This is a genomic window from Microbacterium sp. Leaf161 (genome assembly GCF_001423645.1).
In the GTDB taxonomy this organism is placed as follows: domain Bacteria; phylum Actinomycetota; class Actinomycetes; order Actinomycetales; family Microbacteriaceae; genus Microbacterium; species Microbacterium forte.
Window position 1 is genome coordinate 468,226 of record NZ_LMOW01000002.1, and the last position, 13,388, is coordinate 481,613.

General features: G+C 68.8%; 12 protein-coding genes. 1 reads left to right on the plus strand and 11 read right to left on the minus strand.

Annotated elements, in window-relative coordinates; translation table 11 throughout:
- Nucleotides 1-38: 38 nt before the first annotated feature.
- The 7 genes from ASF87_RS15005 to ASF87_RS15035 form a co-directional block, all read right to left on the minus strand.
- On the minus strand, nt 39-851 hold the full coding sequence (locus tag ASF87_RS15005) for a shikimate dehydrogenase (RefSeq protein WP_157550120.1): 813 nt from the start codon (nt 849-851) through the stop codon (nt 39-41).
- Nucleotides 848-2,368, minus strand: a complete 1,521-nt coding sequence (gene mltG / locus ASF87_RS15010; RefSeq protein WP_056376931.1) for an endolytic transglycosylase MltG — start codon at nt 2,366-2,368, stop codon at nt 848-850. The genes ASF87_RS15005 and mltG overlap by 4 nt, the downstream gene beginning before the upstream one ends.
- On the minus strand, nt 2,368-2,844 hold the full coding sequence (gene ruvX / locus ASF87_RS15015; protein ID WP_056376932.1) for a Holliday junction resolvase RuvX: 477 nt from the start codon (nt 2,842-2,844) through the stop codon (nt 2,368-2,370). The genes mltG and ruvX overlap by 1 nt, the downstream gene beginning before the upstream one ends.
- Nucleotides 2,841-5,501: an alanine--tRNA ligase gene (alaS, locus tag ASF87_RS15020; RefSeq protein ID WP_056376934.1), complete on the minus strand. Its 2,661-nt coding sequence runs from the start codon at nt 5,499-5,501 to the stop codon at nt 2,841-2,843. Before alaS ends, ruvX begins: the two co-directional genes overlap by 4 nt.
- A gap of 81 nt (nt 5,502-5,582) precedes the next feature.
- Nucleotides 5,583-5,771: a hypothetical protein gene (locus tag ASF87_RS15025; protein WP_056376937.1), complete on the minus strand. Its 189-nt coding sequence runs from the start codon at nt 5,769-5,771 to the stop codon at nt 5,583-5,585.
- A gap of 105 nt (nt 5,772-5,876) precedes the next feature.
- Nucleotides 5,877-6,506 (minus strand): 30S ribosomal protein S4, encoded by a 630-nt coding sequence (gene rpsD / locus ASF87_RS15030; RefSeq protein WP_052492801.1) that lies wholly within the window; start codon nt 6,504-6,506, stop codon nt 5,877-5,879.
- A gap of 161 nt (nt 6,507-6,667) precedes the next feature.
- The gene (locus ASF87_RS15035; protein WP_082508940.1) at nt 6,668-7,999 is read right to left on the minus strand and encodes a replication-associated recombination protein A; all 1,332 of its coding nucleotides are present in this window, start codon (nt 7,997-7,999) and stop codon (nt 6,668-6,670) included.
- A 111-nt stretch (nt 8,000-8,110) separates the two neighbouring features.
- Between ASF87_RS15035 and ASF87_RS15040 the strand changes: the two genes are divergently transcribed.
- Nucleotides 8,111-8,407: a hypothetical protein gene (locus ASF87_RS15040; protein ID WP_056376939.1), complete on the plus strand. Its 297-nt coding sequence runs from the start codon at nt 8,111-8,113 to the stop codon at nt 8,405-8,407.
- 83 nt (nt 8,408-8,490) lie between these two features.
- On the opposite strand, the gene ASF87_RS15045 is transcribed toward ASF87_RS15040, so the two are convergent.
- From ASF87_RS15045 to nirB, 4 genes are read right to left on the minus strand one after another with little or no spacing between them, the layout of a single operon-like run.
- Entirely contained in the window at nt 8,491-9,618 is a 1,128-nt protein-coding gene (locus ASF87_RS15045; protein ID WP_056376941.1) for a uroporphyrinogen-III synthase, read from the minus strand.
- Nucleotides 9,615-10,382, minus strand: a complete 768-nt coding sequence (cobA, locus tag ASF87_RS15050; RefSeq protein WP_056376943.1) for a uroporphyrinogen-III C-methyltransferase — start codon at nt 10,380-10,382, stop codon at nt 9,615-9,617. Before cobA ends, ASF87_RS15045 begins: the two co-directional genes overlap by 4 nt.
- Complete coding sequence (gene nirD, locus ASF87_RS15055) at nt 10,379-10,747, minus strand: nitrite reductase small subunit NirD (protein ID WP_056376945.1); 369 nt, start codon at nt 10,745-10,747, stop codon at nt 10,379-10,381. Before nirD ends, cobA begins: the two co-directional genes overlap by 4 nt.
- The gene (gene nirB / locus ASF87_RS15060) at nt 10,744-13,323 is read right to left on the minus strand and encodes a nitrite reductase large subunit NirB (RefSeq protein ID WP_200933766.1); all 2,580 of its coding nucleotides are present in this window, start codon (nt 13,321-13,323) and stop codon (nt 10,744-10,746) included. The genes nirD and nirB overlap by 4 nt, the downstream gene beginning before the upstream one ends.
- Nucleotides 13,324-13,388: the final 65 nt, after the last annotated feature.

The window sequence follows — 13,388 nt, forward strand, 5'->3', positions numbered from 1 at the left end:
GCCTTTCGACTCGGATCGTGCCGCGTGACGACCGGTGACTACAGAACGGCCTTCATCGCGGCGACCACGGCCTCCTCGGAGGGCAGCGGAACGCTCTGGTCGCCGTGCAGGAAGATCCGGACCTGCCGCACGGCCTGGCGCAGCAGCATCCCCTCACCGGAGACGGCGCGGCCGTCGCTCCATGCCGATGCGAGAGCCGACGGCCACGGCGAATAGGCGACGTCGAACAGCACTCCCCCGCTCGCAGCCAGCCGCCCAGAGGTCGAGGGGTCGAGCGCCGTGCCACCGGGCAGCGTCGCCACAGTGAGCCCGACGTCGGGCAGGTCGGCATCGAAGGGAGACGCCGAGATCGTGACACCGAGCCGATGCCCGAGGGCCACGAGCGCGGCGGCGCGTTCAGGTCGGCGTGCCCGCACATCGATCGAGCGGGCTCCCGCCTCGACGCACGCGACCAGAGCGGATGAGGCCGTGGCACCGGCGCCGAGGATGCGGACCCGGTCGATGTCGAGCAGACCCTGCTCACCCAGGGCATCGACGATCCCGCCGACATCGGTGTTGAACCCGCTGATCCCACCGGTCAGCAGGAGCGTGTTGACCGCTCCGGTGAGGTCCGCGTAGCGATCGCGCGTTCGCGCGGCTCGATGCGCCTTCTCTTTGAGGGGCATCGTGAGCGAGAGCCCGCGCCACGAATCGTCCAGAGTCTCCAGCGCCTCGATGAACGCCGCCTCGTCGACTCGGCGACGCGTGTACTCCCAGTCGAGACCGAGTGCGGCGTATGCCGCGGCGTGCAGCTGGGGTGACTTGGAATGCGCGATCGGGTCTCCCCACACCGCGAGGCGCCGCTGGGTCATCCGGCCGAGCATCCCCCGTCAGGATTCTCCTGGCACCACTGCTCCCACTTCTCGACGCCCTGGAGGTGCTCCTCATAGGTGACCGAGAACTGGGTCTCGCCGGTGGCGAGGTTCGTCGTCACGAAGTACAGCCACGGACCGTCGGCGGGGTGCATCGCTGCATCGATCGCCGCAAAGCTCGGGCTGGCGATCGGTGTGACCGGCAGGCCGGTGTGCACGTAGGTGTTCCACAGGTTGTCGTCCTCGAGCGCCTCGGCGGAGCTCGAGACGACCCCCTCGTGGAGCGAGCCGTATCCGTATTGCGCCGTCGAGTCCATCTGCAGCTTCATGTCGATGTCGAGACGGTTCTCGATCACGCGCGACACCTTCGGGAAGTCTGCGGTGAGGCCCTCGCGCTGGATGATCGACGCGATCGTCAGCACGCGCTGCGCATCCTCGGCGGGCACCCCGGCCTCCGTCAGCGCTTCCTTCGTGCGATCGACCATGCGCTGGATCACCTGCGTGGCGGTCACCTCAGGATCGAACGTGTAGACGGCCGGGAAGAGCCACCCCTCGAGGCTCTGCGCGCTGACACCGTAGGTCGCAGGATCCGCGTCGACCGCAGCCTGAAGCTCTTCGACGGGCATGCCCAGAGACTCGGCCATGTCGGGCAGCGAGGATTCGATGGTCGCGCCCTCGCCGACGCTGGCGGAGTTCTCGCGCTTGTTCTCGGGGTTCTGCAGCGCCTCGAGCGCCGCTTCGGCCGTCATCTTCTCCTGCAGGGAATAGATGCCCGGATAGAAGGTGACCGCGATGTTCTCGGTGACGAGGTAGTCGTAGAAGACATCCTCCGTGCGCGTGACGCCGGCTTCGTACAGCGCCGCCGACACGGGTGCGCCGGTGTCGCCCTCATGGATCGTGACGAGCACCTCGCCGGTGGCCATCCCCGGCTCCCAGTCCTTCGGATCGCCCCAGCCGAGGGCATCGCTGATCTTGTCGCCGTACGCGTTCCACGCCCAGACGCCTGCGCCGACGATGCCGCCGATCACCGCGAGGACGATGACGAGGGCGACGAGGCACCCTGTGCGACGCTTCTTCTTCGCCGGCGGTCGGTTGCCGGTGTGGTCCTCGGGATGTCCGTGGAAGAGGTCCTCCAGACGGCCGCCTGCGGCGGAGCCGTCGCCGACCCGGGCCGGAGCACCGTCGCCGGTAGGCCCGCCCGACGGGGCGTCGGAGGCTCGCTCCGCGGAGGCCGTCGGATCCGCCGAAGGCGACGACACGGCGGGGTCCTCGGCAGCGGCCGTCGGCATCGCTCGGGTCGACACGTCCTCACCCGTCGGCGTGTCCGCGGACGGGCGTGCGGGGTCAGTGGACGACTGCGCGGCGGCGGCTTCGCGTGCCGCTCGACGAGACCCGGGCGCGGGTGGCGTGTTGTCAACCGTCGGGATCTGCTGCGCCGGGTCGGGAAGGTTCTCGAACAGGTCACCCAGGCGGGCGTCCGGATCGTGCTGGGGCGAAGCACTCTCACGTTCGGGCATTATCGGGGGGACTCCTCATCGAGCGGAATCGTGGCACCGGTCGGGTTTCCGGTGCTCTTCTCCGTGTCGATCGCCTGCTGCAGCAGGACCACCGCGGCGATCTGATCCACAATGCTACGAGAGTTCTTCTGTGTTCTGCCCGAAGAACGCAACGCGGCGTGTGCAGTGACCGTGCTGAGCCGCTCGTCCACGAGCCGCACAGGAGTGCCTGTGCGAGCCTGCAGGGCGACCGCGAACTCACGGGAATCCGTCGTCGATGCCGTGTCGGCACCCATCAGGTTGACGGGCAGTCCGACGACGAACTCGAGCACGTCGTAGTCCTCGGCGATCGTGGCGATCCGGTCGATCGCCTGCTCGTTCCGCTGCACCGTCTCGACGGGCACCGCGAGCATGCCGTCCGGATCGCAGCGAGCGACCCCGACGCGCGCCCGCCCGACATCGATGCCGATGCGCACCCCGCGGCGGAATCCGCTCACGCTGACTGCAGCTCCTGCGACACGGCCTCCAGCGCCGACTGCAGAGCTGCGACATCGGTGCCACCGCCCTGAGCGACGTCATCCCGACCGCCGCCGCCTCCACCGAGCACCGAAGCGGCGCGCTTCGCGAGCGCTCCGGCCTTGGCGCCGGCCGCACGGGCGGCGTCGTTCGTCGCGACGACCACCACAGGGCGACCGTTGACCGAGGCCCCGAGCGCGACGACGGCGGCGTCGGAACCGAGGCGGTCCCGGACAGCGAGGACGAGCTCGCGCACGTCATCGGCCGAAGCCACCTCGCCGAGCGACTGCGCAGCGACCCGGAAGGCGCCGACGCGGCTCGCCGCATCGGCGATGGCCGGAACACGACCCGCGCGCTCCTTGGACTCGAACTGCGCGATGCGCTTCTCGGCCGCCTTGAGGCTCGCGGAGAGATCGGCGATGCGCTCGGCGAGCTGATCGCGAGGGGTCTTGAGCGAGGTCGTCAGCTGCGAGACGAGCGCACGCTCTGCCGCGAGCTCGCGGAACGCATCCTGACCGACGAGCGCTTCGATGCGTCGGTTCGACGCACCGACGGACGATTCGCCGACGACGCTGACGAGACCGATCTCCGCGCTCGTGCTGACGTGGGTTCCCGCGCACAGCTCCCGAGACCACGGCCCTCCGATGTCGACCATGCGCACGACATCGCCGTACTTCTCGCCGAAGAGAGCCATGGCTCCGGCATCCTTCGCCTCATCGAGCGTCACGATGCGGGTCGTGACCTCGAGGGCGTCGTTGACGGCGCGGTTGGTGATCTCCTCGATCTCGGTGCGCGTGTCAGCCGAGAGCGCCTGCGACCACGAGAAGTCGAACCGCATGTAGCCCGCACGGTTGAGCGACCCGGCCTGCGTCGCCGTCGGACCGAGGGTGTCGCGGAGCGCGGCGTGCACGAGGTGCGTCGCGGAGTGAGCCTGGCGAGCCGCGCGTCGATTCGCCGCATCGACGACGGTGGTGGCCGCATCGTCGACGGCGACGACACCGCGGGTGACCTCGACGGTGTGACTGATGAGTCCGGGCACCGGGCGCTGCACGTCGAGCACCTCGAGCTCGTACCCGGGGCCGACGATCACGCCCTTGTCGGCGACCTGCCCACCGGATTCGGCGTACAGCGTGGTCTCGGCGAGCACGACCTCGGCGATCTGCCCCTCTGCGGCGCTGCGAACGGTGTGGCCGTCGACGAGGATTCCGAGGATGCGCGAGTCGACCTCGAGCTCGGAGTATCCGTCGAAGCCCGTCTCACCCAGAGCCCGGAGATCGCGGTACACGGAGACGTCCGCGAGCTGACGCTTGCGATTGCGTGCATCGGCCTTGGCGCGCGAGCGCTGCTCCTGCATGAGGGTGTCGAACGCCTCGCGGTCGACCGCCAGACCCGCTTCCTCGGCGACCTCGAGCGTGAGATCGATCGGGAAGCCGTAGGTGTCGTGCAGCAGGAACGCCTCGGAGCCGCTCAGCGAGGCTCCGCCGCTCTTCTTCGTCTCATCGAGCGCGAGGTCGAGGATCGTGGATCCCGATGCCAGCGTGCGGCGGAAGGTCTCCTCCTCGGCGATCGCCGAAGCGGAGAGAGTCGACCACTCCTTCTCGAGCACGGGGTACGCGGACTTCATCGCGTCGCGCGAGGTGGCGAAGAGCTCGGGGAACACCGGCTCGTCGACACCGAGCAGACGCATCGAGCGCACAGTGCGACGCATCAGGCGTCGAAGGATGTAGCCGCGGCCCTCGTTGGACGGGCGAACGCCATCCGACAGCAGCATGAGCGACGAGCGCACGTGGTCGGCGACCACCCGGAAGCGGACGTCGTCTTCGTGCACGGCTCCGTAGCGTCGACCCGAGAGCTCGACAGCACGGTCGAGCACCGGGCGCACCTGATCGGTCTCGTACATGTTCTCGACGCCCTGCTTGAGGAAGGCGACGCGCTCGAGTCCCATGCCGGTGTCGATGTTCTTCTGGGGCAGCTCCCCCACGATGTCGAACTCGGTCTTGCCCCGGATGTTCTCGATGAAGTCCTGCATGAACACGAGGTTCCAGATCTCGAGGAACCTCGAGTCGTCGGCGGCCGGGCCGCCGTCCTTGCCGTATGCGGGGCCGCGATCGAAGAAGATCTCGGAGTCCGGTCCACCGGGGCCGGGCTGGCCGGTGTTCCAGTAGTTGTCGGCGCGCCCCAGACGCTGGATGCGCTCGGGCTTGAGGCCGATGATGTCACGCCAGATGGCCTCGGCCTCGTCATCCGTCTCATAGACGGTGACCCAGAGGTCCTTCTCGTCGAAGCCGAGGCCGCCGTCGGCTTCGGAGCTCGTCAGGAGCTCCCACGCGTAGCGGATCGCACCCTCTTTGAAGTAGTCGCCGAACGACCAGTTGCCCATCATCTGGAAGAAGGTGCCGTGACGCGCGGTCTTGCCGACCTCTTCGATGTCGTTGGTGCGGATGCACTTCTGCAGATCGGCGATGCGCGGATGCGGTGCGGGCACGACTCCGGTGAGGTACGGGATCATCGGCACCATTCCGGCGACCGTGAACAGGAGCGACGGGTCGTCGCTGACCAGCGAGGCCGAGGGGACGATGAGGTGGTCGTTCTTCTCGAAGAAGTCGAGATACCGCTCCGCGATCTCCGCAGTTTTCATAGGGGTGCCAGGTGTCCTTGCGTACAGGGTGTGGAAGGGCGTGACGACTGACGTGATGTCGCGGCGAGGGTGCCGCGACGGTCAGTCGTCAGAGGGGTCGGTGAGACGAGCCTGCTCCGCGCGGAAGGCATCGCCGACGATCCCCGTGAACTCGTTGAAGCGGGCGTCGACCTCGGCGAGGATCTCATGACCGCGCGGGTCGTTGTTCATGAGATGCGCCGCGACGAAGCCGCCGATCACACCGATCAGGAACCACTGCACGTTCTTCATGTCGCCATCCTTGCCTTTGGCCCGCGTGGGCGCGGTGCTTCCATCGTATGCGGAAACGACAGAAGGCGTCGGGTGACCCCGACGCCTTCTGCGGAAAAGCTGAACTCAGCGAGCTGCGTAGTACTCGACGACGAGCTGCACTTCACAGGTCACGGGGACCTCGGCGCGCTTCGGGCGACGAACCAGGCGAGCCTGGAGCTTGTCGAGCTCGACCTCGAGGTAGCCGGGAACGGGAGGCAGGACCTCGGCGTGACCGCCGGCTGCTGCGACCTGGAAGGGCTCGGTGCCCTCGCTCTTGGCCTTGACGTGGATGAGCTGACCCGGCTTCACGCGGAAGGACGGGCGGTCGACGAGCTGGCCGTCGACGAGGATGTGACGGTGCACGACGAGCTGACGAGCCTGCGCAGTGGTGCGGGCGAAGCCCGAACGCACGACGAGGGCGTCGAGACGCATCTCGAGCAGCTCGACCAGGTTCTCACCGGTCAGGCCTTCCTGACGGCGAGCCTCGTTGAACGTGTTGCGCATCTGCTTCTCGCGGATGCCGTACTGCTCGCGCAGACGCTGCTTCTCACGAAGACGGACGGCGTAGTCGCTGTCAGCCTTGCGCTTGGTGCGGCCGTGCTCGCCCGGAGCGTAGGGACGCTTCTCGAGGTAGCGGGCGGCCTTCGGGGTGAGCGGGATGCCGAGTGCACGGCTCAGACGCACCTTGCGGCGGTCCTGGGACTTCGTGGTCACGAAGTTATCCTTCCGATGACGTGGTCGCGTCTTTCACGACTCACGGACGTATCGTCCGCGTTCTGCCTTGGAGCGCACGCCGGGGCGCCAGCAAGGTGGGGTGTGAACGAGGAGATGCCCGAAAACTTGGTTTCGAGCCGATCCAGTCTAACAGATTCGTGTCACCGGCCGTCGAGGATGCGACGGATGCGCTCCAGGCGCGCTGAGATGTCTCGCTCAGCGCCCAGGTTCTTGGGCTCGTAGTACCGCTTCCCGCGCAGCTCGTCGGGCAGATACTGCTGCGGAAGGATGCCGAACTCGCCGTCGTGCGGGTAGACGTAGCCGCGTCCGTGGCCGAGCCGCTTGGCACCGGGATAGTGGGCGTCGCGCAGGTGCAGCGGCACCCGACCGAACCCGCCGGAGCGGATGTCGGCGATCGCCGCGTCGATTCCCACGTACGCCGCGTTCGACTTGGCGGTCGTGGCGAGGTAGACGGTCGCCTCGGCGAGCGGGATCCGCCCCTCGGGCATGCCGATGAAGGCGACCGCATCGGCGGCGGCGACCGCGATCGAGAGCGCCTGAGGATCGGCGAGACCCACGTCTTCGGACGCCGAGATCACCAGACGCCGCGCGATGAAACGGGGGTCCTCCCCCGCCTCGATCATCCTGGCGAGGTAGTGAAGTGCGGCGTCGGGGTCGGAGCCGCGGATCGACTTGATGAACGCGCTGATGACGTCGTAATGCTCGTCACCCTGACGGTCGTACCGCAGCAGGGCCTTGTCGACGGCCTGGGCGACATCGTCGGCGGTCGCCGCCGGCACCGCGCCTTCCTTGCCCTTCGACAGAGCGACGGCCGCAGCCGCCTCGAGCCCCGTGAGCGCGCGTCGCGCATCGCCGGATGCCAGTCGGATGAGGGCGGCACGCGCGTCATCGGCGAGGGTGACCGCGCCGTTGAGTCCGCGCGCATCGGTCACCGCCCGATCGACGAGCAGTCCGACGTCGTCGTCTGTCAGCGGCTGCAGGGTCAGGAGCAGCGACCGCGACATCAGCGGCGAGATCACCGAGAACGAAGGGTTCTCGGTGGTCGCGGCGATCAGCAGGACCCACCCGTTCTCGACGCCGGGCAGCAGCGCGTCCTGCTGCGCCTTGGTGAATCGATGGATCTCGTCGAGGAACAGGATCGTGGTCTGGCCGTAGAGGTCCCGCTGGGTGATCGCCTCCTGCATGACCTCGCGCACGTCTTTGACGCCGGCGGTGATCGCCGAGAGCTCGACGAACCTGCGCCCGGATGAGCGCGCGATCGCCTGAGCGAGGGTGGTCTTGCCGGTGCCGGGCGGCCCCCACAGGATGATCGAGACGGCCCCCGGCGAGGTGGCAGCGGGGTCGGCCAGGGCGACGATCGGGGAACCGGCGCGCAGCAGGTGCTTCTGACCCGCCACCTCATCGAGCGACACGGGGCGCATGCGCACGGCGAGGGGCGTCTGCCCGGAGAGCAGTGCGGCTGCGGAGGTCATCCGTCCAGGCTAACGCGGGGCACCGACACTTCGGGCAGAACAGGGTGGCGCGATCTCGACGGTAGGCTCTCAGGCGACGTTGCACATTCACGTCGAGTAAGGGAGCACGCAATGGCCGGACGCGGGAAGAGCACGCAGCAGTCGCGCACCGAAGCGGAGCGCGCGCGCCTGCACACAGCCCGCAAGACGTGGCACGAGGGGCAGATCCGCCGCCGTACTCGCGACAACGCGATCGCCGTGGTCGTCGGCGTGCTGATCGTCGCCGGCGCCATCGGGAGTCAGGTCGTGCACGCTCAGGTGAACCCGCCAGCGCCCTCCCCTACGCCGACCGTCGAACCGACCGACGCTCCGCTGCCGTCGGACCAGGCGACCCCTGAGCCCGCGCCCACGGATGTCCCGGCCGAGTGACCCGCTGAGCGACCACCCGGCTACCCTCCCGCGCGTCGTGCGATCTGGGGCGCGTGCTGCTCCGGTCGCCACTGCGGCGCCGCTCAGTACTCGGTGACCGCGAGACGATAGCCCCGCTTCACCACGGTGTGCACGAGCTCGTTACCGCCGAGCGCCTCCCGCAGCCGTGCGATGGCGACCTCGACAGCGTGTCCGTTGCGCTCCGCCCCCGGAAGCACGCCGCCGAGTTCGGCTCGCGAGAGCACGCGGCCCCCCGCCGAGGCCAGTGCCTCGATCAGCGCGGCTGCCGACCGGGAAAGCGGGATGAATGCACCGTCCACGAGGACTCCGCCGCTGCGCACCTCGACGAGTCCGGCATCGGTCGGCAGAGACGGCGCCTTCCCCCCTCCGAAGTGCGCGATGACGGTCCGGGCGAGCGATCCGAGACGCCCCCGGTCGGCGATCGTGGTGCGAAGGTTCGCGGTGTGCAGAGGCGCGGCGGTGATCGGCCCCACGCAGGCGAGCAGCAGGCGCCCCGACTCGGCGCGCCTCCTGACGCTCTCCAGCGCGCCGGATTCCTCGGCGAACGCGATCCACGACGCCGCTCCCGGCGCCGACGTGAACAGCACGGCGTCGGCCTCCCCGCCGGCCGCCTGAAGCGCCGAGCGTCGCACCACGTCCGGGTCCGGAGGAGGGCCCCAGCGGTAGACGGTGATGCTCAGCACCTCTGCGCCGGCATCCGTCAGCAACTCGTCGAGTCCGTCCGCGCCGGCGCCGTGATGCTGCACGAGGATCCGCTTCCCAGCCACTCCGGAGGCGAGGAGGTACTCGCCGACCTCGGCCGATGTCTCGGACTCGGCGACCCAGTCGGCCGTGAAGCCGGCCTGCTGGATCGCTCCGTGCGCCTTCGGGCCCCGAGCGACGAAGTGCGCACCCTGCAGGGCTCGGTCGAGCTGCCCGTCGAGGCCGTGCTCGTGCGCGGCATCCATCCATCCGCGGAACCCGACCCCGGTGGTGACGATCACGATGTCCGGCGGAGAGGCGATCACTCGCTCGGTGCGAGCGAGCAGTTCGGCGTCGTCGGAGTTGGTGACGATGCTCAGCGCGGGTGCTCGATGGACGACCGCGCCCCGCCGCTCGAGAGCGGTCGCCAGATCGACCGAGCGACGGTCGGCGGCGACGATGATCGTGCACCCGGCCAGCGCGGAGTCGAGTGCGCGCGCAGTGGTCATGTCATGCTCTCCGCGATCATCGCCGGTGTCGGCAGCAGCAGCCCTGCCCGGGCGACTTCGCCGATCACGATCACGGCCGGATTCACCACCTGGGCCGAGTCCGCATCCGCGGCCGCCTGCGCGAGGGTGCTGCGGATCGTCCGCTGCCTCTCGGTGTGTCCGTTCTCGACGATCGCCACGGGGATGTCCCCCGGCACGCCGTGCGAGACGGCTGAAGCGGCCAGGCGAGGCAACGACGCCACCCCCATCAGGATCACGGTGGTGACGGACGGATCGGACATGGACGCGATCGCGCTCGCGGTGAGGTCGCCGTGGCCGTTGAGGATGTGCACGGCCGACGCGACGCCGCGGTGGGTCACGGGGATGCCCGCGGACTGAGGCACGGAGATCGCACTGCTGACACCCGGTGTGACACTGACCGGCACGCCGGCGGCCTCGCACGCGAGCACCTCTTCGCCCCCGCGCCCGAGAACGAACGGGTCCCCACCCTTGAGGCGAACCACCCGATGCCCTGCGAGAGCGCGGTCCACCAGGAGATCGTCGATCTCGTGCTGCGGCACCGGATGATGTCCCGGGCGTTTGCCGACATCGATGATCTCGACATGCGGTGGCAGCTCGTGTCTGAGCTCCTCGAACGGACCGAGGCGATCGGCGATCACGACATCCGCCGCCATGAGCAGTCGGTACGCGCGCACCGTCATGAGATCGGCCGGACCCGGCCCTCCGCCGATCAGGTCGACCCTGCCCACTCGTGCGCGTCTCATGGGCCCGTGGTCTCCGGTGGTCCGACATACACGGTGCCGTCGTCGGTCGCGACCGGCCACACCCGCAGCGCCGCAGGTGGCTTGCCGTGGGTCTCGAGGCACTCGCCTGTGCGCAGATCGAAGACCTGCTTGTGCAAAGGACTGGCGACGGTGGGAGTGTCCCCCCGGCTGCCCACGATCCCGCGTGAGATGACGTGCGCACCCGAGAAGGGGTCGAGATTGTCGACGCCGAGCACGGTCCCGTCGGGAAGGAGGAACAGCGCCACCTGCTGTCCGTCGATGAGAGCCGCGCGACCCCTCTCGACCTCGAGGTCGCCGATCGTGCAGACCCGCACGTGCGTCGCGGCGTCGATCGCGAGGCTCATCGACGCACCTCCAGCGCGGTCCCGGCGATGAGGACCCCGCCGGTGCGGCGCTCTTCCGCGGTGGCCGGACGGATCTGGCCGCGCTCCGAGACGTAGGCGAGCGAAGGATCAGGTGTGTCGGCGGCATTCACGAATGACCGGAACCTCTCGAGCTTGAGGGGGTCGGCGAGGGTCGCCGCCCACTCGTCCTCGTAGCGATCGACGTGCTGCGCCATCGCCTCGTCGAGATCGGCGCAGATGCCGAGGCTGTCGTCGAAGATCACGCTCCGGAGGCCGTCGAGCCCGCCTTCGAGATCCTCGCACCACGGAGCCGTCCGCTGCAGACGATCGGCCGTGCGGATGTAGTACATGAAGAACCGATCGATGGCCGCGATCAGCCCCTCGTCGTCGAGGTCGGAGGCCAGGAGCTGGGCGTGCCGCGGAGTGAATCCGCCGTTCCCGCCCACGTACATGTTCCATCCGGTCTCGGTGGCGATCACGCCGACGTCTTTGCCCCGCGCCTCGGCGCACTCGCGAGCACACCCGGACACGCCGAGCTTGAGCTTGTGCGGCGCACGAAGCCCTCGATAGCGGAGCTCGAGCTTCACCGCCATGCCGACGGCGTCGAGCACTCCGTAACGACACCACGTCGAGCCGACGCACGACTTCACCGTGCGCAGCGATTTGCCGTACGCCTGGCCTGATTCGAAGCCGGCGTCGACCAGACGCTGCCAGATCAGCGGCAGCTGCTCCAGCCGCGCCCCGAACATGTCGATGCGCTGACCGCCGGTGATCTTCGTGTACAGCGCGAAGTCCTTGGCGATCTGCCCGATCGCGATCAGTCCCTCGGGAGTGACCTCTCCACCGGCCATCCTCGGCACGACCGAGTACGTGCCGTCCTTCTGCATGTTGGCCATCACATGGTCGTTGGTGTCCTGCAGCGTGGCGTTCTCTCCGTCGAGCACGTGGGCTCCGACGAGGACGGACAGGATGCTGGCGATCGCCGGCTTGCAGATGTCGCACCCGCGCCCGCGCCCGAACCGGTCGACGATCGCACTGAACGTCGTGAGCTGCGCGACCCGCACCGCGTCGAAAAGCTGGCGGCGCGAGAGATCGAAGTGCTCGCACAGCGCGTGCGACACGGTCTGACCGAGCTTCGTCAGCTCCTGACCGACGACCTTCTTGAGCATCAGGACGCAGGACCCACAGGTGGCGCCTGCCTTCGTGCACCCCTTCACCGCGGCGGCGTCGGTGCAGCCCTCCTCGTGCACCGCCTGGCGGATGCGTCCAGCCGTCACGTTGGAGCACGAGCAGACGACGGCCTCATCCGGCAGCTCGCCGCCGGGCGCCTCGTTGCCGCCTTCCGGCAGCAGGTACGCGGCAGGGTCCGCCCCGAGCTTCGCGCCCACCAGGGGGCGCAGGGCGCCGTAGGCTGCCGCGTCTCCGACGAGGATCCCACCGAGCAGCGTCTGCGCGTCGTCCGACAGCACGAGCTTCTTGTAGACCCCGGCCACCGGATCGGCATAGACGACGTCGAGAGCGTTCGGAGTGATTGCCATCGCATCGCCGAAGCTCGCGACGTCGACGCCCGAGAGCTTGAGCTTCGAGGAGTCGTCGTATCCGGGGAACGCCGCGTCACCGCCGAGGAGTCGGGTGGCTGCGACCTCCGCCATCGCATAGCCGGGTGCCACGAGACCGACGCATCGACCCTCGAAGCTGGCGACCTCGCCGATCGCCAGGATGTGCGGGTCGGAGGTCGAGCACCGGTCGTCGATGATGATGCCGCCCCGCGGATCCACGAGCATCTCCGCGTTGCGTGCGAGCTCGTCGCGCGGGCGGACGCCCACCGTGAAGACGACGACGTCGGCTCTCTCGACCGAACCGTCCTGGAACTCGAGTGCGGTGACCGCACCCGACTCGTCAGGGTCGAGACGCGTCGTGCGCGACTGAGTGCGCACCGAGATCCCTCGCGCCTCGAGCAGTCGCTTGAGCATGCCTCCACCTGCGGAGTCCAGCTGCGCCGACATCAGGCGATCGGAGTACTGCACGACGGTCGCCTCCACGTCCATCCCCTGCAGTGCGCCGGCGGCCTCGAGACCGAGGAGACCTCCGCCGATGACCGCGCCGCGCAGCGGACGGCCGAGCATCCGGCTCCGCGCCGAGACGAACTCCTTGAGCGACTGCACATCTTCGAGGGTGCGGTAGACGAAGCATCCTGGCAGGTCGGCCCCGTCGACGGCGACCTTGGCGGCGTAGGAGCCCGTGGCGAGCACGAGCGTGTCGTACGGGATGCTTCTGCGCGATCTGGTCGTGACGGTGCGAGCCGAACGGTCGATCCGCAGCACCCTGTCATCGGCCATGAACCGCACGCGGAAGTCGTCGAAGACCGAGGGATCGAGCTCGAGATCCTCCGGCGTCGCCCCCGAGAAGAATCCGGTGAGACCGACCCGGTCGTACGGCCGGCGCGCCTCGTCGCCGATGACCGTCACATGCATCGGTGTGTCAGCCCGGCTGATCAGGCTCTCGACGAACCGGTGGGCGACCATACCGGCACCCACGACGACGATCTCCTTGGGGGTGAGGAAGACCTCGTTCATACTGCTCCAATCGCCGGGGGACGTCGTGAAGGCGACGATAGGAGCCTGGTGTTTCCCGCATGTGA

Bases quoted from the DNA above. Each gene is read 5' to 3' on its own strand.
- ASF87_RS15005 (WP_157550120.1), bottom strand. From the start codon at position 851: ATGACCCAGCGGCGCCTCGCGGTGTGGGGAGACCCGATCGCGCATTCC.
- mltG (WP_056376931.1), bottom strand. From the start codon at position 2,368: ATGCCCGAACGTGAGAGTGCTTCGCCCCAGCACGATCCGGACGCCCGC.
- alaS (WP_056376934.1), bottom strand. From the start codon at position 5,501: ATGAAAACTGCGGAGATCGCGGAGCGGTATCTCGACTTCTTCGAGAAG.
- ASF87_RS15025 (WP_056376937.1), bottom strand. From the start codon at position 5,771: ATGAAGAACGTGCAGTGGTTCCTGATCGGTGTGATCGGCGGCTTCGTC.
- ASF87_RS15035 (WP_082508940.1), bottom strand. From the start codon at position 7,999: ATGACCTCCGCAGCCGCACTGCTCTCCGGGCAGACGCCCCTCGCCGTG.
- ASF87_RS15040 (WP_056376939.1), top strand. From the start codon at position 8,111: ATGGCCGGACGCGGGAAGAGCACGCAGCAGTCGCGCACCGAAGCGGAG.
- ASF87_RS15045 (WP_056376941.1), bottom strand. From the start codon at position 9,618: ATGACCACTGCGCGCGCACTCGACTCCGCGCTGGCCGGGTGCACGATC.
- cobA (WP_056376943.1), bottom strand. From the start codon at position 10,382: ATGAGACGCGCACGAGTGGGCAGGGTCGACCTGATCGGCGGAGGGCCG.
- nirD (WP_056376945.1), bottom strand. From the start codon at position 10,747: ATGAGCCTCGCGATCGACGCCGCGACGCACGTGCGGGTCTGCACGATC.
- nirB (WP_200933766.1), bottom strand. From the start codon at position 13,323: ATGAACGAGGTCTTCCTCACCCCCAAGGAGATCGTCGTCGTGGGTGCC.